Consider the following 17,901-nt stretch of genomic DNA (forward strand, 5'->3'; position numbering starts at 1 on the left):
ACAAGAACGTCAACCCCAACCGGTCGGGCGCTCGGGTCCGCTTAGTACGGGATGCGCCGCCCGCTCATTAACATTCGCGGTTCGCGTGGAGCGTTCGGGGCGAACCGCACCGGCGCGACCGCCGGGCACCCGATCAACAGCGCGAAAAGCACAGCGACGCGGATCATGGGTCGGAACCTCCTCGGAGTGGGACAAACGCTGTTATGCCTCACACGGCGAGAATAAAATGTGGTGAACGCGGAATCACAAACAGGGAAAGGTTGTTAACCCAGGGGCGCACCGGCCGGTTTCTTCGCAACCGTATTCACACACGACCTACCGTTTCGCTTCATCTTCGATCGAATCACCGAGTCCTACTGCACGCGAGCGCGATCGATCCTAATTTGATCTTCACTGCTCACGGCCTCGTCGTTGTCGCACCCGGGCCGGGCAGCAAGCCCGCTCTGTAACTCTGCGGAGACCGTTTGATGGCCGACGGCGATCACTTGCGGAAGCGCCCACTGTGGGTCAAGGTCGGCCTGTGGGGGATTCCCAACCGGGCCTCCGCGTGGGGGTTCTTCTGGTTCTGTCTCGTTGCTGCGGTGGCCTGCGTTGCCTACGGTTTCGTGGACGCGCGGTTCTTCGTCGGCGGCCTCCTCGTGTTCGCGGGCGCGTGGTACTTCGCGTCTATTCGGTGGGTGGACCGTCACGGGCACTGGTCGTAGCGATTCACGGCGAAAGGTGCCCCAATGATTTTACCCGCTGACGTGCCATCGGGCTTCGAGCTGACGACCGACGACGACGGCCGCCCCGTGATCCTGTACCGCACCCACGGAGCCCGACTCCATGCCATATTCGGCATCGTGTGGCTGAGCGCCTGGGTGTGCGGTTGTCTCTGGGGAACCTACTCGGCACTGTGGGGGCCGGACGGAATGGACGCCTGCCTCATGGTATTCATGCTCCCGTTTTGGGCCGCGCTGTTCCTGGTCGCCGGCTGGTGCGCCTGGGACCACTTCTCGGTCACCCGCATCACGCTCGGACCGGACGTGCTGGAAGCCGAGAAGTACCTGTACCGGTTCCGCCGGCGGCGGCAGCTCGCGCGAGAAGAGGTGACCGCGGTCCGGCGCGTCAAGTACGTCGGCGACGACGAGGATTCGCGCCCGAGCTGGGGGCTGGCGCTCGACCGCGGCACCGAGGTTCACGTGCTCTCGCGGCAGCCGATCGACAAGGTCGACTGGCTCGGCCCCATCGTCGCGCGGTGGGCCGGTGTGCCCTTCGCACCCGGGTGGGATGCCGCACGAGAACAGCGCGACGTACTCTGATCTGAGAGCGCCGGTACGAAAGCCCGGACAGCCGACCGGGAAGTAGTTCCAGAGGGCGACCGATGACCGAAGCGGAGTGGCTGGCGGATTCTGACCCGTACAGCAGGCTGTTCGACCTGGAGTGGCTGCTCCGATCGCCCCAGCGCAACAGCAGCCCTCGGAAGTGGCGGCTTCTGGCTTGTGGAGTTTGTCGCCATCTCGCCGGGTTTGTTGGACGGGCCGAGTACGTTAATGCCCTGGAAATCGGAGAAGAATACGCCGACTCCGGGAACCCGAAGGACATGAAGCGTGGGTTCGGCTATCTCGAAGCGATCCGGTACGAACTCGAAGAACTCACGTTGGACTATGCCGAAACGAAGGCCACAATTGCAATCCGGTTGGGGAAATGTGCCCTGACGGGGAACGGACCCCAATACTTCGTCATGACCGTCGGGGAAATGGAAAGATACAGTACCCGTGAATATGGCACGGATTGGATAGAATCCCTGGCGCTGACAGTGGCCCGCTGCGTGTGGGGCAACCCCTTCCGCCCCATGACAGTCGATCCGGGGTGGGTTACGTCCGATGTCACATCCCTGTCCCGACAGATGTACGAATCACGCGACTTCAGTGCGATGCCGATCCTGGCCGACGCGCTCCAGGACGCCGGCTGCGACAGCGCCGATGTACTCGACCACTGTCGCGGGCCGCGGCCCCACGTGCGCGGGTGCTGGGTCGTGGACCTCGTGCTCGGCAAGGAATAGCGCGGACGGCCCGCGGTGGTGCCGTTTACGGAACAACCGGCCCGGTATTCGGCAGGCGCGATGCGAGGAACATGAGGAACTTCGCCAGCCCCCAAATCAAACACAGGCCCGTCAGCGAACCCCCGGCAATTATTGAGCACCCAACGGCGCACGCCAGCGGAAGCACCGGGCGGTTGGTTACGCCCGCGAGGGCATCCTCGGCTTCGCGTACTTGCGGCAGCGCGGCAGCGGCGGTCACGATCTCGCACGGGTCGCCGCACGACACGCAGAGGATCTCGGTTTGTGCGGCCGCGCCCTCGAGTGACGTTGAGGTGCGGCACCTGGGGCAGTGGGCGAATGTCATTCGGAGTCCCGCAGTGAGGGGCACGTTGGCCACGATTCTATCAGCGGCCGGCCCCTTGGGGCAACCCGGCCGGTCCCTTCCCGCTTCACGCTTCGTCACCACGATCTTTCGTTCGCGCTTGCCCCTGGCGCCAAAACGATCATGCTGGGAGCAGTTCCAGAGGGCGACCGATGATCGAAGCGGAGTGGCTGGTATGCGACCGCCCGGGGTTGATGTTGCAGTTCCTACGGGACCGGTCGCACGATCGGAAGCTCCGACTGTTCGCTGTGGCGTGCTGCCGGCGGGTCTGGGACGCGCTGACCGATGAAGACGCCCGCCGCGCCGTGGTGGTGGCCGAGCGGTTGGCGGACGGGCACGCGACACGGGGCGAGCGCCGCGCGGCGACCCGCGCGCTGTCCAAGCGCCCGAGGGAACCGGCGACCCTCGCCGCGGCTTGCGCGGTCCACGAAACGATCAATAAGGTCGAGGAAGCGAGCGCGCACGCGGCGGCCCTGGCGAGAAGCACGGGCGATGAGCTTGTATTTGATCTGTCCGAACTGGTCGGCCTTCGGGATCGCTTCTACTCCGCACTCGCGTCCCACGCCCCGCTCCTTCGGGACATCTTCGGGAACCCGTTCCGCCCCGTACCCTTCTCTCCTTCGTGGCGCACCTCCACCGCAGTTACGCTCGCGACGCAGATGTACGAGTCGCGTGACTTCGGCGCGATGCCGATCCTCGCCGACGCGCTCCAAGATGCCGGATGCGACTGCGCCGACGTGCTCGACCACTGCCGCGGACCGGGGCCGCACGTGCGCGGGTGCTGGGTCGTCGACCTCGTGCTCGGCAAGGAGTAGTCGCGCTCGAACCCCGCTTTATTCACTCGTCCTTTTTCGCGGTCTTCTTGGCCTGGTCCCGGATGAAGTCCGCCATCTCCTGGCGGTCGCATTCCGGATAGAGTTTCAGGAAGTGCTCGCTCTTGATTAACTTGTGCGCCGCCTTGTCCCAGTCCTTCGTTGAGTAATCCTCTTTGATCAGTTCCAGGTCCGCACACGTCTCAAGGCACTGTTTGCCCCCGCCGATCTTTCCACCGGGGGCGTACCCCTTTACCAAAACGAACGGTGTGCCCTCGGACACCGCAAAGGGGAACAGCGGGTAGTTCTTGACCGCCTGCCGATCGATGTTGGGCGGCCTGGGGCCACCGAGCTTGGCCTCCCACCCTTTGGGGTTCACGAAGAGCAGTCGACAAATCAGTAGCACGCGCTCGTGGTCCGCCGACCTTGCGAGATAAGCGTTCAAGACCTTCAAGCTCTTCTCTTTGCCCATTTGCCGCAGGTGGTTGGCCGCCGCAACCCACGTTTCACACCGGTGCTCCCCCTTGCGGAGCGTGGGCAATTTGGAAAGCGCCTCGAACTCTTTCTCCAGGGCCGCGTCCGGTTGCCCCGGGAGCAGACCGCTCGCGCACACGACCCAAGCAACGACCGACATGTAACGCCTCCGGAACAACCCGCAACAACGGACCGCGTGCCCAACCAACACACGCGGCTACCGGCCCGGGACGAACGCCTTGAGAGTCAAGTAGGGCTGATTGAGACTAATTTGAACCAGCCCCACTCCGCTCGCGTGCCAGTGCGTGACCGAGATGCCGGGACCGCCCCCGGCGTCACGGGTCTCCACCTTAACGGCGTCGAACGTGCCGGCCGGCAGCTTCAATTGCTCGGTCCTACCGGCCTGAGTCTTGGTCCCCTTGAGGCGCGCGCCCAGGTCCGCCCGAGACACGTCGAACTCGCACGTGCGATCCTCACCGAGCGGAAGCTTGAACATGCTCCACGGCGGGTCGTAGGGTTGCCCGGTCTCTTCCACCAGGAACCACTCGCGCTCCGTGATGAGCAGTTTCTGGTGCGCCTGCGTCTGGTTGCCCGCGACCTCGCGCTCGACGGTGACGAGCGCTCCCCCACCCTTCTGCGCTTCGGCACTGGTGATGACGTGTGTTTCTTCGTTCCCGCCCCGGTCGTAGACCCATTTCGTGCCCTTGACGGCCGGGAAGGAGAACGGCGACTCCTTCGGCATCAGGTGCTTGGGAACCGGCGCGGCCGGCGCGAGCGCACCGAACAACACGAGGGCACACGGAACTACGACAGTTGCACGCACGAATAGGCCTCCGCGTTCCTGCGATTGCCGAATCATTTTGTTTGCGTGATGGTACTCGATTGGCGATAAGCAAACAACAAACGGGTGGCCGAATTCGGGGCCGTTTAATGTGTGGGAGTGAGCCGATACGAATGCCCACCCGTTCGTGAACACGCGCGGTTCGCCTGAGCCTCTTGGCGAACCGCGCGTGTTCACGAACGGGTGGCGGCGTACAAGCCGAATCCGGAACCGCGCAACGGTTGAATCGGCTACCATTAAATCAGTCATCCCGGGAAGCGCCTCTCCGATTCCAAACTAAGCGAGAGCGATCATGAAACGGTTCGCAGGCGGGTTCGGCGTTGCGGTACTGTTTTGGTCTTTCGGTACGACCGCGGTCGGTGCGGAGCCGACCATCGAGGACGTGAAGAAGGCCTGGCACGCGCGCCAGGAAGCGACCAAATCGTTTCGCATCGAATGGGCGGAGAAGCAGGTGATTAAAGGCGGTTCGATATACCCGCCGGGCAGGAACAATACGGGTCCGCACCCCGCCGAGGACACAGAGCTGACGGCCTTGCGGAGCTTCGCTGCGGACGGGGACAAGGCCGCGTGCGCGAACGAGGGGCCGGTGTACGTCGTGAAGGAGAAGTTATTCCACTCGCGCTCCCACTCCTTCTACTACGACGGCAGCACGAGCATGTCCCTGTATAACGGGCAGCTCACGCAACCGGGCTGGAGCTACTTCAAGATCGAACGCGGGGACCGACAGGCCAAGTTCGACTTCGGCAGCGAGGCGACCAATCCGGTCCGGCGGCTCTACCGCCCGCTCGGTGGCGGCGCGCTGCGCGAGTTCGCGTTCGAGGAACATAAGATCGGGGACCGCACGCGGACCGTCCGCGGCGCGGTCTGCGTTGAGGTCACGTTAAAAGATCCCGAGGCCGGTTCGAGCTTCTCGCTCTGGTGCGACCCGAAGCGCGATTTCTTGCCGGTTCGGGTCGAGCGGCGCGTGAGATTGGAAGGGGCCGACTCGGAATGGGAGTACCGCAAGGACGATCAGGGGCGGTGGGTGCCGAGCGGTTGGCAGATCACCACGTTGGGCCCGAGGGGCGCGGTGGCCACGATTATAAAGGCCGAGGTGAAGAAGCTGGAACTCGACCACAAGTTCGCGGCCGGAGCCTTTACCCCGACCCCGCCACCGGGCAGCCACGTAGTCACGTGGGAAAACGGCGCGAGCAAGGACGAGTACCTCGTTCGCGCGGACGGGAGCAAACGGGAGCTGAAGGCGTCCGAAATAAAAGGCAACTTAAAGTTCGACGAACTGATCAAAACGAACACCGACGGCACGCGCTACGTTCCCGCGAAGAAGTGAACCGAGTCCGAGGCGCGGCTGAACCACTGCCGCGTGCCGGGTGTCTGTGTGCGGGTTGGGGAACATGCCCAGGATTGGTTCCGAGTTGGCGGAGGAGAACGTGGCGACGCCGGCGCGACAGATGTTGGAAGCGGTTCTCGCGGGTGATGCGGCCACGGTCGCCGACTTGCTCGATGTCGACCCGCAGCTCGCGGACCTCGCCGACCGTGCGCCGGGTCGGTTCAGCGTACTCCACCTCGCGGCCCGGCGCGGGTACCTGCCGGTGGTCGAGTTGCTGCTGGCCGCTGGAGCCGCTGTCAATCGGTGGTCGCACGACGGCTCGACCCCGCTGCACGAGGCCGCGCTCGGCGGGCACCTTGAAGTCGCGCGGGTGCTCCTTGCGGCCGGGGCCAACACGCGGGCGACCGACAACGGCGGCCATTCGGTGCTGTGCGCCGCTCTAGTAAGTGGCAACCCGACACTCATCGAGATGCTCCGTGCGTGCGACCAACCGGGTGGAAGCGTTTATGCGCGCGGGTACTTCCGCGGGCGACCTCGCGTCACATAATCTCATCTCGCTCGACTCACTCTCACTTCACCCACCTGCCACCGCGCTACTGGCGCGGTCGATCGTTGCGCTTCCAGATCACGCGCGGGGCGTACTTCTCGCGCCTCCTGCGCCGCGGTTTTCGGTCGAAGTCGTCCGGCCCGGGAAGAGTCAAGCGCCCGGTCACCAGTAGGCAATCGATGTTCGCCGCACAGACGAAGTACACGACGATCATTTTCTGCCAGACGCCGTAACTGCGTGCTTCGGTCGCCAACAGTAACAGAGTCGGGACCGCCAGGTGCGCGAACAGCCAGGGGCTCGACGCCCGGTAGAGCCGCAGCGCGTACCAACTGAACACGAAGCCCAACAGGACAAACGCGGCGAGCGTGTGCCCCGCAGCGGGTGACGGGGTCAGCGCGACCACTATGAGCAGAACCATCGATAACGCGGGCGCGAACAGTTCCCGGTCCAGTCCCAGTCGGTAGTACGTCCGCAGGTGAAGAGCGCCGATCAGAACCAATAGACCGAACAGTGGGTACCCGATGACGGGTTGCTGCTCGCGAAAGAGGCTGAGCGGTCGGTCCACCGCGTCGGGATCGTCGCCGACGTGTGCCGCCGCCAGAAGTGCCAGGAAGAGTGCGGTCGCGATAGCCACGTCAGAATCAACGCCGCCACCGCGCACTCATTTCACACGCGAAGGCGGTGGGCCGGCCCGGTTCAGGGCACGTCGAGCAACCCATCCGCCCCGCTCCACATTCCCGGGACGCGGGCACAGAGCCGCTCGCGTTCCGCCTTCTCCCGGCCGTTCCGGACCGGCCTACTTCGACTCAGGTTGGACGGGCCAGCGCTTACCGATCACGAACACCGAAACGAGACCGATGACCCCGCCCCCGCCGATGAAGCCCCCGGCCAGTTGGGAGCCGAGGTTCGGACTGTTGTACGCCGTGACGCCGCCCACCGCGATCGCGAACAGGCCGATTGCCAGCCCGCATATCTGCCCCCACCGGGCCAGCACGTAGGCCGAGCGCTGGTCCGCGATGATGGCCTCGTCGCGCCGGTTCTCCTGGTCCCGGCGGTGCTCGGCCTCGGCCTCCCACTGGGCCATGAACCGCTCACTGAAGTTCGGGATGACCGCGTTGTACCGCTCGAGCACGGTCGGATCGGGGAACCCTTCCGGGAGCGAATTGTTGTTTTTTGTTTTGCCCATGAGGTTCGGAGCAGTAGGCAGGTGACAAGATCGGGACAAAAAAATTCCACCAACCGTTCCGGGTTGGTGGAGGGAGAGAGCCGGCCCCCTTACCCCGGGCCGGCCACAATAATTTCACCCGCCGACTCGGACGCGGGGCGCACGGCCAGGAACACGGACCTCAGATCCCCGCACACCGCGGCGCAGTCCTGGTTAAGGGGGAACCGCTCGTACTTGGGGAACCGGATGGGGGTCAGGCACGGCGCAATGTTAAGGCAACTACTCGCCCCGCGGAACAGGTGCGAAACGGCCCGCCGCAGCCCCGCCCACCACGAGCGCCCGGGCGCATCGGGCACCGGCTGAACGGGCTGGAAAGTGTACGTGTGGGTTCGCGCCTCTTCGAGATTGGGCGGACTAACCGGGGTATTTGTCACTTGGCCCCCCAGGTCCAGGATCAGCGGCGCCAGCATGAGCGGGGCGACGTAATCTTGCGGCACGCCGGGCGGTCCGAAATCCATAACGAACTTTTTTGGCAGTTCGGCCGAATCGGGCTGATCGGGCATACGGCACCTGAGATAAAATCTGCGTAATAATAAATTTCGGGCGGGCAATAACATCCCCCGCAACCGATTTAAACCCTGTAATAACGTACTGATTTTAGCCGATTCTCGCCGCGAATATCGGCCCGAACCAGTGCCGCGAGATTTTAACGCCCCCATTTGCGGGAGCTTGGTAGATTTGAGGTAGCGCGAGAACCAACTACCCCGAGCGAACGGGCGAGCGGCCCTGAACTCTGATACGCACTTCCGGGGCCGAAGCGGATCCCCGGCACGGGTTTGCGGTTCGGGCGGTAAACACGGGCGAAATCCTTCCTTCAATTAGGAAGCAACCCGGACGAACCAGCGTGACCCAACCACGAAACGATCTTAATTAAAACAGAACGAAAAGCCAGCATTCACGGCCGATTATCAAGGCGTGAAGCAAAGCTATACGCCTTTGGACACTTTGTCAAGGCCCATCACCCGTATTTCCGGGGCCGCCTCGCGGTTGCGTAGTTCCACCCGCTTGTTAGCACTCGCGGTTCGCCTAAGTCTCTGGGCGAACCGCGAGTGCTAACGAGCGGGTGGAGCGCCCCCCGTGTGTACGCCACTCAATCCCGAGCCGGGTTCCCGTTTCGTGGCCGGTTCCGACGGGTCCGCACCACTTCCGCGAGGCCGTCCAGTACCTTGACCGTCTCGTCCCACCCGAGGCACCCGTCGGTCACGCTCTGCCCGTACACCAGCGACTTGCCCGGGGCCAGCTCCTGCCGGCCCGCCACCAGGTTCGATTCGATCATCAGCCCGAAAATGCGCCGGTCGCCGCCCGCGACCTGACCCGCGACGGCCGCCGCCACCGCCGGTTGCCGGTCGTACTTCTTGCCGCTGTTCGCGTGCGACACGTCCACCATCACGCGCTCCGGCAGCCCCGCCGCGGCCAGCGCCCGGCACGCCCCGGCGACACCAGCGGCATCGTAGTTCGGCGCCGACCCGCCGCGCAGGATGACGTGGCACGCCTCGTTGCCGCGCGTCTCCACGACCGCCACCTGCCCGTTCTTGTGGACCGACAGGAAGTGGTGCGGGATGGCGGCCGCCAGGATCGCGTCCACCGCCACCTGAACGTCACCGTCGGTGGCGTTCTTGAACCCGATCGGGGCCGACAGCCCGCTCGCCAGTTCCCGGTGGACCTGCGACTCGGTCGTCCGCGCGCCGATCGCCCCCCAGCTCACCAGATCGCCGATGTACTGCGGGCTGATGGTGTCGAGGAACTCGCACCCGGCCGGCACGCCGAGCTTGTTCACCCGGATGAGCAGGTCGCGGGCGACGCGCAGCCCCTCGTTGATGCGGAACGTGCCGTCCAGGGCCGGGTCGTTAATCAGCCCCTTCCACCCGACGGTCGTCCGCGGCTTCTCGAAGTACACCCGCATGACGATCTCGAGGTCGGCGGCCAACCGGGTGCGGACCTCGGCCAGACGGGTGGCGTAATCGATGGCCGCGGCGGGGTCGTGGATCGAGCACGGGCCGACGACGACCAGCAGCCGGTCGTCCCGACCGTCCAGGATGCCCCGGACCGTGGCGCGGGTGCGCGCGACCAGTTCCTCGGCCGGCGTGCCCTCGATCGGGAAGAACCGGATCAGGCTGTCCGGCGGCGGGAGGGGAACAACGGACGCGATCCGCTCGTCGTCGGTGCTCGATGTGCGATCGGAAGGAACATTGGGTGTGAAGTCGGTGGTCAACGGTTTTCCTTCGGCTGACTCGTTGCGGTGCGGCGCTCGACCAACAGTCGGACGCGCGACCGGGCGCGGCGAGCGACTGCGGGCGGCAGTATCCGGAGATGAAGCGATTTTACACGCACGCGCTGCCAGCGGCCGCAGTGAACACCCCGGGTACGCGATGGTTCCCGGGATGCGCCCGCGCGTCAGAATTCCCGGGGTTGAAACCCCGGGCTATTCCCGGTGACCCCTTCGGGGTCCAAAAACAACGAATGGGGTTTGTGCCCCAACGAGACCCAATGCCTTTGTGACCCCAAATGGGGTCACCGGGAATAGCCCGGGCTTTCAACCCCGGGTGTGCCTTGAACGGCGGTTGCGGTTGCGGTTGCGGTTGCGGTTGCGGCTGGGGCTTCGGTTGCGGCTTCTCGCTGACCGGCGGCTTCTTCTTAGAACTCGGTGAACCCGTCGTGGTCCCCGCTCCCGAGGCGGTCCAGTTCGTGACCGCGTCCGTTGCCGTTGGAGCGCCCGTTCTTGAGGGCCTTGGTGACCGCGGGTCGGGGTCTGGTCGTCGGGGCTTTGCTCCGAGGAGCGGGGCGCGGGGCCGTGCGCCCGCTCTCACTGAGTTTGAACCGTGCGACGAGATCGCGGAGTTGTGCCGCCTGGTCCGTCAGCGTTTGCGCCGTCGCCGACATCTCTTCAGTTTGCGAGGCGTTCTTCTGGGTCACGGAGTCCATTTGGGAGACGGCCTTGTTGACCTGCTCGATGCCCACCGACTGCTCCTTACCCGCGGCCGCGATCTCGGTGATGATGTCCGTCACGCGCTTCACACTGGTCACGATCTCGCCGAGGGTCGAGCCGGATTGGTTCACCAGTTCGGTGCCCGCGTCGACCTTCTTGACCGAGTCCTCGATCAGCGACTTGATTTCCTTCGCGGACGTGGCCGACCGTTGAGCCAAGTTGCGCACTTCGGAGGCCACGACCGCGAACCCGCGCCCCTGCTCGCCGGCGCGAGCCGCTTCGACGGCGGCGTTGAGGGCGAGCAGGTTGGTCTGGAACGCGATCTCGTCGATCGTGGTGATGATGTCCGCGATCTTCTTCGACGCACCGTTGATCTCGCTCATGGCGTCGACCGCGTGGCCGACGACCTGGCCACCCTTCTCGGCGACGTCCCGCGAGGTGCTGGCGAGTTGCCGCGCTTGTTGCGCGCTGTCGGAGTTCTGCCGGACCGTGGCCGTGATTTCTTCGAGGGTACTCGCGGTTTCTTCCAGGCTGCTCGCTTGTTCCTGAGCACCGGTGGAGATTTCGTCGCTGGCCGCGGACAATTGGCCCGAGGCATCCGCGAGTTGCTCGGACACCTCGCGCACACCCTCCAGCGCGGTCCGCACGGATACCACGGCCTTATTTAGTGCCGCGGCCATCTGCCCGACTTGGTCGTTGCCCAGGTCCGGGGCCTGTTGTGTGAAGTCGCCCGCGGCCACGGCGCGCACCGCGGTCATGATCGTGGCGACCTTGTCTTTCAACTCGGCCGCGTCCTCTTTGACCTGCTGTTCCATATTCTTGGCGGCCGTGATGTCGGTGGCGAATTTGACCACCTTGTAGGGCTTGCCGTTGAGGTCCAGGATCGGGTTGTACGAGGCCTGGAGCCACACCTCTTTGCCGCCCTTGCCGACCCGCTTGAAGTCACCGATCACGGGTTCGCCCCGGTTCAGGCGGCTCCAGAGGTCACGGTACTCGGGGCTGGTCGCGAACGCGGATTCGACGAACATGCTGTGGTGGCGCCCTTGAACCTCCGGGAGCGTGTAGCCCATCGTGCGCTGGAAGTTCTCGTTGGCGTTCGTGATGGTGCCGTCGAGCTTGAACTCGATTGTCGCTTGGGCGCGCCCGATGGCCACGATCTGGCCCACGTAGTCCGCGTTCTCCGCGCGCTGCTTGCCCACGGCTTCCCAGTTCACTTTGTCCTGTTGGAGCGCGGTCCGCATCCCCTGTACGGTGGCATTGAGGGTCGTCGCCATTTGTGCGATTTCGTCCGCTCCGTCCGCGTCCACGCGCTGCGTCAGGTCACCGGTCGACACGGCCGCGAGCGAGGCCTGCATCTTCACGAGCGGCCGCGCGATGGACACCGTCAGTACGAACCCGAATCCGAGGGCCACGAGGACGGTTCCGGCGATGACCACTTGGAGGGTCGTTCGGGTTCCGGTGTAGAGAGCGTCGGCCTCGGTCGTTTCCTGGTTCGCGCACTCTTCCTGAATGTGCATGTGCTCATCGAGTAGCTCGTTCATTCGGTTGGCGGCATTCAGTTCCTGGGGAAGCAGTTCGGCCCCTTTCTCGAGATCCCCCCGATCGATTGCCGCCAGAACCTGTTCGACCTCGCGCTTCCACTCGGTGACCGCGACTTGCGTTTTCTTCCAAAGGGCGGCCTCCTTATCGATCATCGGGTAGGCCGCGTACCGCTTGAGCCCCTCGTCCATCGTTTTCATTCCAGCGTCGATCCGCCCGCGGGCGCCGCGGGTGCCGTTTTCGTCTTTGCGCTGGGCACAGAACAGCGCCGTCCGCTCCCCGCGCTGGACCATGAGGCTCCCGACGCGGCCCTTGTCGAGTTCCATAACGGACGGAATGAGGTTCGTCGCGGCGTTCACCTGGTACTTCCGGACATCGGCGAGCGCATTCAGCGCCATGTAGCCGAGTACCGCCGACGTTATGGCGAGCACGAGGAACCCGCCCATGAGCCGCGGGCCGATTCGGACCTTAGCAAGTTGAGAGAGAATCGACGGGAGCACGGAACACCCTCCGCGAGTGTTTAGACCGGAATACCTTGAATCCGGTTGGACGCACGAGCAACATCCTTAGTCATGTAGGCTGGGCGCTTCGACACTAGTACATGCGAAAGGCAGATGAAGTACCAAGTTTGGGAAAAGCGGACGATTGCCAATCCGCAATAGTATCGCGAGGGAATCAAAGGACGTGTCGATTTCTGGCGCAGGTGCTCCTTCACGTCTCGACCTGGGAATAGTGCTAGTCGGGGTTCACGCGCACGTCCCAAACGCACTCGACGCGGTTGCGGCCCACGAACCCCGCCCCGGACTCGTCGCCGTTGCCCCATCGCAGTTGCCCGGACACCGCGCCCCCCACGGCTCCAGGTAGTCGCGGACCAGTCGCTCCAGGGCACTCGTCTGCCGGGTGACGAAGTGCCAACCGCCCCGCAGACCGATCTGCGCGCCGTCGGCCGAAACGTCCCACGGGCGCTCCCACGGTTGCTGCCGGTGGGCGCGGCCCACCTCGTCCCGCTGCTCGGCCGTAAGAGGCGGGGTCGGCCTCCCGACCCGCAGTGAAGCGGCCCCGTCCGCTCCGGTCACTGCTCACCCGCGCACACAATTCAATGAACCGCTCGTGCGTGCCGCGGAGCCAGAATATACGAAATCGCCGAACGTTCATTGCTCCGGGTCGCGGCGCGCGCCCGTGGGTCACGGATTCACGGGCGCCGGGGCCGGATTCATAAATTGAATTTATTTCCACTACTGATCTTGATAGCGCAATCTTCTTGTGCGTATAATGCCGCGAGGGGTGGTGCGCGCGGGCGGACGGGAGCAGCCTCCCGCAATGGAGGCGCAGATACATCAGGGGCCAACCGCTCGTGCGTATGGTCCGCTCGCTCCGCGCGCGGGAACGGCGCCCTCAAGCGAAGAAACACCGGTGTACCGGGGGCCAACCGCTCGCGGAGCGAGCGGACCACACGCACGAACTCACGAGCCGGAATCGAGCGGTTCGTGTCGCAGATGTTAGCCGGCGCAGGGGGCGAATCGACGTTTTCCCAGGCGGAATGAAGGGGCGGGCCGTCGCGGTCCCGAAGTGTTAGCAAAAGTTAGCCGCGAACTCGGATGACCGTCTTGTGTTCGTGCGCGGGTGCGGGTACGGCTCCATCTGCATGAGTTCGCGCCGGGCAACGAGTACGATCCGATCGGCAGTTTGCGAAGGAGTGCGCGGATGAAGTACGCGAATCGTCGCTCAGTGATGAGGGGCGCTGCGGCCGGGGCCGCGGCTCTTGGTGCCGCGATCCTCGACGGTGCGGCTCTGGGCAACGAGCCGAAGGCCCCGAAACTGTGGGCGCTGGAAGGGGAACTGAAGGTCCACCCGAAGTACATCTACCGCTACTACCTCGTGTTCGGCGACGGGCAGAAGTGCGCCTTATACGGGAGCGATCACGACAGAAATCCCGATCAACTGAAGCGCCTTGAAGCCCCGGTCCGCGTCCGGGTGAGCGGGGTACTGGGGACCGCTCACCACGCCGGCGGTACTAAAGAGAACCCGTCCCCGTTCGGCCCGACGTGGATCGTGTACATGGACGTCCACGAAGTCGAGGTGCTGAAGTGAGGGAAGTCGTAGCGCCGAATTGATCGCTTCGCGGTACAGACGGGCCGTGGTCGGCGTGGGAGGTTGGTCGATGAAGGTGTTCCGGTGGCTGTTTAGTTGGTGGCAGAGGCGAAGCGACGACACGCGGATTTCGCCGGCCCACCTCCCGACCGAGTTGCACTACATCATCCCCCTGGCGGAACGCCACGGCTCCGACGCGCGGGTCGTGCCCTTCGACGCGCGGCTCGGGCGCCACGTCCCATATGCCGAAAAACTGTCGGCGCGGGCGATCGCATCGCTACGGGCTTTGTACATCGAGATCCGCGCGAAGGATCACGGGCCGCTGATTAATCGCTGGTACCACGACTCGGGCGAAGGCCCGTGCCCGCCGGGAACCCGTTGGCCGATCTACGGGTTGCTGTGCCTGTTCGGGCAACTGGCGGAACTCGGCATCGCCCCGTTCAACGACCGGACCGTCCGACCGATGAAGATACGTGTGGAACTGGACTGGACCAAACTCTCCGATTCGCTCCGTTACCTCGCTGGCCCGGCGGAGGTGTATGGGGAATACCAGTTCGAGGGCGCGATTCTGGACTTTTTACGCTCGCGCATGACGCCGGAAGAGCGGGACGAGTTGCAGGCGCTGGTCCAGCGGTACGGGGACGTGATCGAGCGTTGGCTGGAGGAGTTCCCGATCACGCAGCACCGTGAGGCAGCGCTGGTGTATTTCACCGGTAACTTACTCGCAATGGGCGCCGACGCCGGGCTGCTGTAAGTGATCGCCGGCCCGTTCGCGAGCGATCACGGCGCGGTCGGCTTAGTGTGTTCGCGTGCGCGGATCACGAAGTCGTTCTCCTTCGACTTCCCGGTCATGACGAGTTCGCCGTCCGCGTTCTTGACCATCCGGATCTGGTACAGATCGGCCCACTTCCCGCCCGGAGCGCCGCCCGTGCCCAAGCGCCGCCACTCAAAGAACCCGCGGTACTCTTTTTGGGCCTCGTCATACGAGGCATACGCAACCCACCCGTTGATGCCGCGGACCTCGACTATGTTGGGCGTCGACTCCGCCACCCGGAGCAGGAACCGGGCGTTCGGAACGCCCTTCTCGTCTACCTCGATGTACTCTTTCGCCGAAATCCGGCCGGTGCCCGCTGGCTTCGCGTCCGGCTTGTCGCCGCCATTCGCGGTGGCTCCGGCCAGAAGCAGCCCTGCCAACGTCAGCCCAAGAGCGGGAAAGTAACGCACCATCGCGGGCTTCCTCGGTGAGTCAATTTCGGCGGGACGTACTAATGCGAGACGAGTCAGCGGATTTGCGAGCCAACAGATACGCTCAAGTGATGGGGCGGTCAAGTCGAACTCGCGCCGCTTGCTTGGGGCAACCCCACCGGCAGAGCGGGTCGTTCAAGTGCCTAGGTTGCTGGTACAATCGCAGCCGGAGGGCGACCCGATGACCGAAGCGGAATGGCTGGCGTGTGGTGATTTAGGTGAACTGTTCTTAGCCTTGCGACTCTTTCCGCCGACGAAGCGGAAGTACCGGTTCTGCTCTGTCGCATTTTGTTTGCGCCTTAAGGCGTCACTCCTCAGTGAGCCGGTGAAAGCGGCGCTCATTGTCGCGGCGAATTTCGCTGATGGGCTTGCAAGTGAAGACGACATCGTAAAAGCGTATGAATCGGTCGTTGATCCGTTTTCGAGTGGTTGCGTACTTCGGGCAGTGCACAGGAGGCAGCGGTCCACCGACGCTGAGGAGATTGCAGAGGAGTCAGTGTTCAACGGCTCGCTTGATGAAGATACTGAGCGGCGAATACACATCGCACTCTTCCGCGACATCTTCGGCAACCCCTTCCGCCCTGTCACCTTCCTCCCCGAGTGGCGCACCTCGACCGCGGTCGCGCTGGCGGGGCAGATGTACGAGTCCCGTGACTTCGGCGCGATGCCGATCCTGGCCGACGCGCTTCAAGACGCCGGGTGCGACAGCGCCGACGTACTGGACCACTGCCGCGGTAAGGGGCCGCACGTGCGCGGGTGTTGGGTCGTGGATTCGATTTTGGAGAAGGTATAATTGCGCGGTAGTGGCTGTAGACGCACGCGGTGGTTATTCTGAAGCACCCCAAGCGTTGATTCTTCCCCGTTAGTAAGTCGTGAAGTTTGTAACGGGGACAGTAACTGAGAACGAGGTTGTGATCTGACGGTTCGCCGCGCGGAGGGACCACCGGATGTCGGAATCGCTCATGCGGGTGCGCTGGATCAGCGGCATCGCGGTTGTGGCCGTCGGCCCGAACGCCCCGGGCGAGCCAATGCCACCCGGGAGCACTCTGGCTTCTCTCTGCGCCGGCAACCGGGGCGTGGTGATCGACTTTGCCGGTTACGAGCTCATATCCTCGGCGTTTCTCGGGTACCTGATCCGCGCGCACCACGCGGCGATGACGACGCGCAGCCGGTTGTGCGTGTGTTGTCCGGACGGGTCGAGTCGACAGGTGCTGGCCTCGGTCAAACTCGACCGCATGCTACCGATTTTCGCGACCCTGGCCGAGGCCGTGGCCGACTTCGGGCCACCATCCGGGTAAGCCTCTGGAGGGTACAGCAGTTCAAACTACTCCACGGAAACTTGTAATCCTGGCAACGTTCGGGGATATTACCCGGCCGACCTGGTTCTCGGTTCGGCTACGGGGTAACGTACCGCCGAAACGAGTCGCACGACGATTCCAACACGAGCCCGCGCGATGTCCGAAGAGCGGCACTTCCTGAAGGCGATTCGGGCCAAGCCCGATGACCGCACGATCCGACTGGTTTACGCCGACTGGCTGGAAGAACACGACAACGCGCAGGGCGAGTTGATTCGCATCGAGGAAGAGGTCCGGAACTTACCGATCTATTCGGACCGGTACTGGGAACTGAAGCCGCGCCGCAGGGAGCTACTGAAGTTGGTGAAAAAGCCCTGGCTCAAACAGTTGGGCTACGGCGGTACCGACTACCATCCCGTGTTTGCCGATGTCCCGGCCGACTGGAAGTCGCGCTGGCGGCTCATCCGCGAGTTCGCCGAGCGCTGGTATCAGATCCCCGTGGACGACGTCGGCGGACCGCTCAAGCCCTTCCCGCGTGGGAAGGGAGAGTCGTTGGAGGGAGGGGACAGCCGAACGGTGGACGCCGCGATGGGTGACCCGAACGTGCGCGACGGGCTGCCCCCGTCACTGCGCGAGTGGCTCTTGTTCATTCGCGACATGCAACTCGGGTTGAAGGGCTTCAACGACGGCTCCGGGGACCGACACGTCTTTCACGATTCGGGGCCGCGGGTCGGCTTTCTCCAGGGGGGCGGCGGGCGCGAGGGATGTTTTGTCCGCGACGAGCACCGGCGCGAGCCCGATCCGCCTGTGTGGTGGGATTGGACCGCACCGAGCCCGCGCCGCGATTCGGCCCGATCGGTCGCGCCGCACGTGACGACACTCGCGCTACAGTACCTTCTAACGCAGTACGAGCCACAGTTCGGGGAGCCGTCCGCGGCCCAGCGGATGACGAAGAATGTCGCCCAAAAGCTAGCGAATTATTTCCCCGTGCGGTCGAACTTCGACGAGATCCAGATCTTCGAGCGGCAGAACGTGATTGCTTTGTTCTTCCTGGAACCGATGTTCGGCATGGACGGTCCCGCCCTGCATGTGAAAGTGCGCCCGCCCGCCGACCCGGAGGAGGTTCGCGAACAGTTGCGGTAGTTAGAGGTTGCCATTTAGAACGGGCGAAAGC

At 64.3% G+C, this 17,901-nt stretch carries 22 protein-coding genes; 11 read left to right on the top strand and 11 right to left on the bottom strand.

Annotated elements, in window-relative coordinates; genetic code table 11:
* Positions 1–41: 41 nt before the first annotated feature.
* On the bottom strand, positions 42–167 hold the full coding sequence (locus VT84_RS41735; protein WP_255359504.1) for a hypothetical protein: 126 nt from the start codon (positions 165–167) through the stop codon (positions 42–44).
* A gap of 300 nt (positions 168–467) precedes the next feature.
* Between VT84_RS41735 and VT84_RS22950 the strand changes: the two genes are divergently transcribed.
* The 3 genes from VT84_RS22950 to VT84_RS41105 all read left to right on the top strand — a co-directional run bounded on the left by VT84_RS22950 (position 468) and on the right by VT84_RS41105 (position 2,044).
* Positions 468–704: a hypothetical protein gene (locus tag VT84_RS22950; protein WP_052552468.1), complete on the top strand. Its 237-nt coding sequence runs from the start codon at positions 468–470 to the stop codon at positions 702–704.
* A gap of 24 nt (positions 705–728) precedes the next feature.
* Complete coding sequence (locus tag VT84_RS22955; RefSeq protein ID WP_052552470.1) at positions 729–1,301, top strand: hypothetical protein; 573 nt, start codon at positions 729–731, stop codon at positions 1,299–1,301.
* A gap of 62 nt (positions 1,302–1,363) precedes the next feature.
* The gene (locus VT84_RS41105; protein ID WP_239465449.1) at positions 1,364–2,044 is read left to right on the top strand and encodes a hypothetical protein; all 681 of its coding nucleotides are present in this window, start codon (positions 1,364–1,366) and stop codon (positions 2,042–2,044) included.
* 25 nt (positions 2,045–2,069) lie between these two features.
* Here VT84_RS41105 and VT84_RS22965 read toward each other — a convergent pair whose 3' ends face one another.
* Positions 2,070–2,387, bottom strand: a complete 318-nt coding sequence (locus VT84_RS22965; protein WP_052552474.1) for a hypothetical protein — start codon at positions 2,385–2,387, stop codon at positions 2,070–2,072.
* A gap of 170 nt (positions 2,388–2,557) precedes the next feature.
* Between VT84_RS22965 and VT84_RS41110 the strand changes: the two genes are divergently transcribed.
* Positions 2,558–3,220 (top strand): hypothetical protein, encoded by a 663-nt coding sequence (locus tag VT84_RS41110; RefSeq protein ID WP_052552476.1) that lies wholly within the window; start codon positions 2,558–2,560, stop codon positions 3,218–3,220.
* A 22-nt stretch (positions 3,221–3,242) separates the two neighbouring features.
* Here VT84_RS41110 and VT84_RS22975 read toward each other — a convergent pair whose 3' ends face one another.
* Both VT84_RS22975 and VT84_RS22980 read right to left on the bottom strand, forming a co-directional pair.
* Positions 3,243–3,851: a hypothetical protein gene (locus VT84_RS22975; RefSeq protein WP_082841131.1), complete on the bottom strand. Its 609-nt coding sequence runs from the start codon at positions 3,849–3,851 to the stop codon at positions 3,243–3,245.
* 57 nt (positions 3,852–3,908) lie between these two features.
* Entirely contained in the window at positions 3,909–4,514 is a 606-nt protein-coding gene (locus tag VT84_RS22980; protein WP_157469738.1) for a hypothetical protein, read from the bottom strand.
* Between the two features lie 310 nt (positions 4,515–4,824).
* Between VT84_RS22980 and VT84_RS22985 the strand changes: the two genes are divergently transcribed.
* Together VT84_RS22985 and VT84_RS22990 are read left to right on the top strand one after the other, a co-directional pair.
* A complete protein-coding gene (locus VT84_RS22985) occupies positions 4,825–5,859 on the top strand; it encodes a hypothetical protein (RefSeq protein ID WP_082841133.1) in 1,035 nt (344 codons plus the stop codon).
* Positions 5,860–5,959: 100 nt separating this feature from the next.
* Positions 5,960–6,406, top strand: coding sequence for an ankyrin repeat domain-containing protein (locus tag VT84_RS22990; RefSeq protein ID WP_162271816.1), 447 nt, complete (start codon positions 5,960–5,962; stop codon positions 6,404–6,406).
* A gap of 46 nt (positions 6,407–6,452) precedes the next feature.
* Here the strand turns inward: VT84_RS22990 and VT84_RS22995 are convergent, their stop codons facing one another.
* The 6 genes from VT84_RS22995 to VT84_RS38800 all read right to left on the bottom strand — a co-directional run bounded on the left by VT84_RS22995 (position 6,453) and on the right by VT84_RS38800 (position 13,172).
* A complete protein-coding gene (locus VT84_RS22995; RefSeq protein ID WP_157469740.1) occupies positions 6,453–7,040 on the bottom strand; it encodes a hypothetical protein in 588 nt (195 codons plus the stop codon).
* A gap of 162 nt (positions 7,041–7,202) precedes the next feature.
* On the bottom strand, positions 7,203–7,631 hold the full coding sequence (locus VT84_RS23000) for a DUF2335 domain-containing protein (protein ID WP_157469741.1): 429 nt from the start codon (positions 7,629–7,631) through the stop codon (positions 7,203–7,205).
* 50 nt (positions 7,632–7,681) lie between these two features.
* Positions 7,682–8,134: a hypothetical protein gene (locus VT84_RS23005; RefSeq protein WP_082841137.1), complete on the bottom strand. Its 453-nt coding sequence runs from the start codon at positions 8,132–8,134 to the stop codon at positions 7,682–7,684.
* A 587-nt stretch (positions 8,135–8,721) separates the two neighbouring features.
* Complete coding sequence (locus VT84_RS23010) at positions 8,722–9,843, bottom strand: 3-deoxy-7-phosphoheptulonate synthase (protein WP_052552493.1); 1,122 nt, start codon at positions 9,841–9,843, stop codon at positions 8,722–8,724.
* Between the two features lie 422 nt (positions 9,844–10,265).
* A complete protein-coding gene (locus VT84_RS23015; RefSeq protein WP_052552494.1) occupies positions 10,266–12,596 on the bottom strand; it encodes a methyl-accepting chemotaxis protein in 2,331 nt (776 codons plus the stop codon).
* A gap of 246 nt (positions 12,597–12,842) precedes the next feature.
* Positions 12,843–13,172, bottom strand: a complete 330-nt coding sequence (locus VT84_RS38800) for a hypothetical protein (RefSeq protein ID WP_157469742.1) — start codon at positions 13,170–13,172, stop codon at positions 12,843–12,845.
* Positions 13,173–13,800: 628 nt separating this feature from the next.
* Between VT84_RS38800 and VT84_RS23020 the strand changes: the two genes are divergently transcribed.
* Together VT84_RS23020 and VT84_RS23025 are read left to right on the top strand one after the other, a co-directional pair.
* Positions 13,801–14,187, top strand: a complete 387-nt coding sequence (locus VT84_RS23020) for a hypothetical protein (protein WP_082841138.1) — start codon at positions 13,801–13,803, stop codon at positions 14,185–14,187.
* A gap of 70 nt (positions 14,188–14,257) precedes the next feature.
* Entirely contained in the window at positions 14,258–14,941 is a 684-nt protein-coding gene (locus tag VT84_RS23025) for a hypothetical protein (RefSeq protein ID WP_082841139.1), read from the top strand.
* 26 nt (positions 14,942–14,967) lie between these two features.
* On the opposite strand, the gene VT84_RS23030 is transcribed toward VT84_RS23025, so the two are convergent.
* The gene (locus tag VT84_RS23030; RefSeq protein WP_052552501.1) at positions 14,968–15,414 is read right to left on the bottom strand and encodes a hypothetical protein; all 447 of its coding nucleotides are present in this window, start codon (positions 15,412–15,414) and stop codon (positions 14,968–14,970) included.
* A gap of 199 nt (positions 15,415–15,613) precedes the next feature.
* Between VT84_RS23030 and VT84_RS41115 the strand changes: the two genes are divergently transcribed.
* The 3 genes from VT84_RS41115 (at position 15,614) to VT84_RS23045 (ending at position 17,870) form a co-directional block, all read left to right on the top strand.
* Complete coding sequence (locus VT84_RS41115) at positions 15,614–16,225, top strand: hypothetical protein (protein ID WP_052552503.1); 612 nt, start codon at positions 15,614–15,616, stop codon at positions 16,223–16,225.
* 154 nt (positions 16,226–16,379) lie between these two features.
* Positions 16,380–16,730, top strand: coding sequence for an STAS domain-containing protein (locus VT84_RS23040; protein WP_082841140.1), 351 nt, complete (start codon positions 16,380–16,382; stop codon positions 16,728–16,730).
* 156 nt (positions 16,731–16,886) lie between these two features.
* On the top strand, positions 16,887–17,870 hold the full coding sequence (locus VT84_RS23045) for a TIGR02996 domain-containing protein (RefSeq protein ID WP_082841141.1): 984 nt from the start codon (positions 16,887–16,889) through the stop codon (positions 17,868–17,870).
* Positions 17,871–17,901: the final 31 nt, after the last annotated feature.

Source organism: Gemmata sp. SH-PL17 (assembly GCF_001610855.1).
GTDB lineage: Bacteria > Planctomycetota > Planctomycetia > Gemmatales > Gemmataceae > Gemmata > Gemmata massiliana.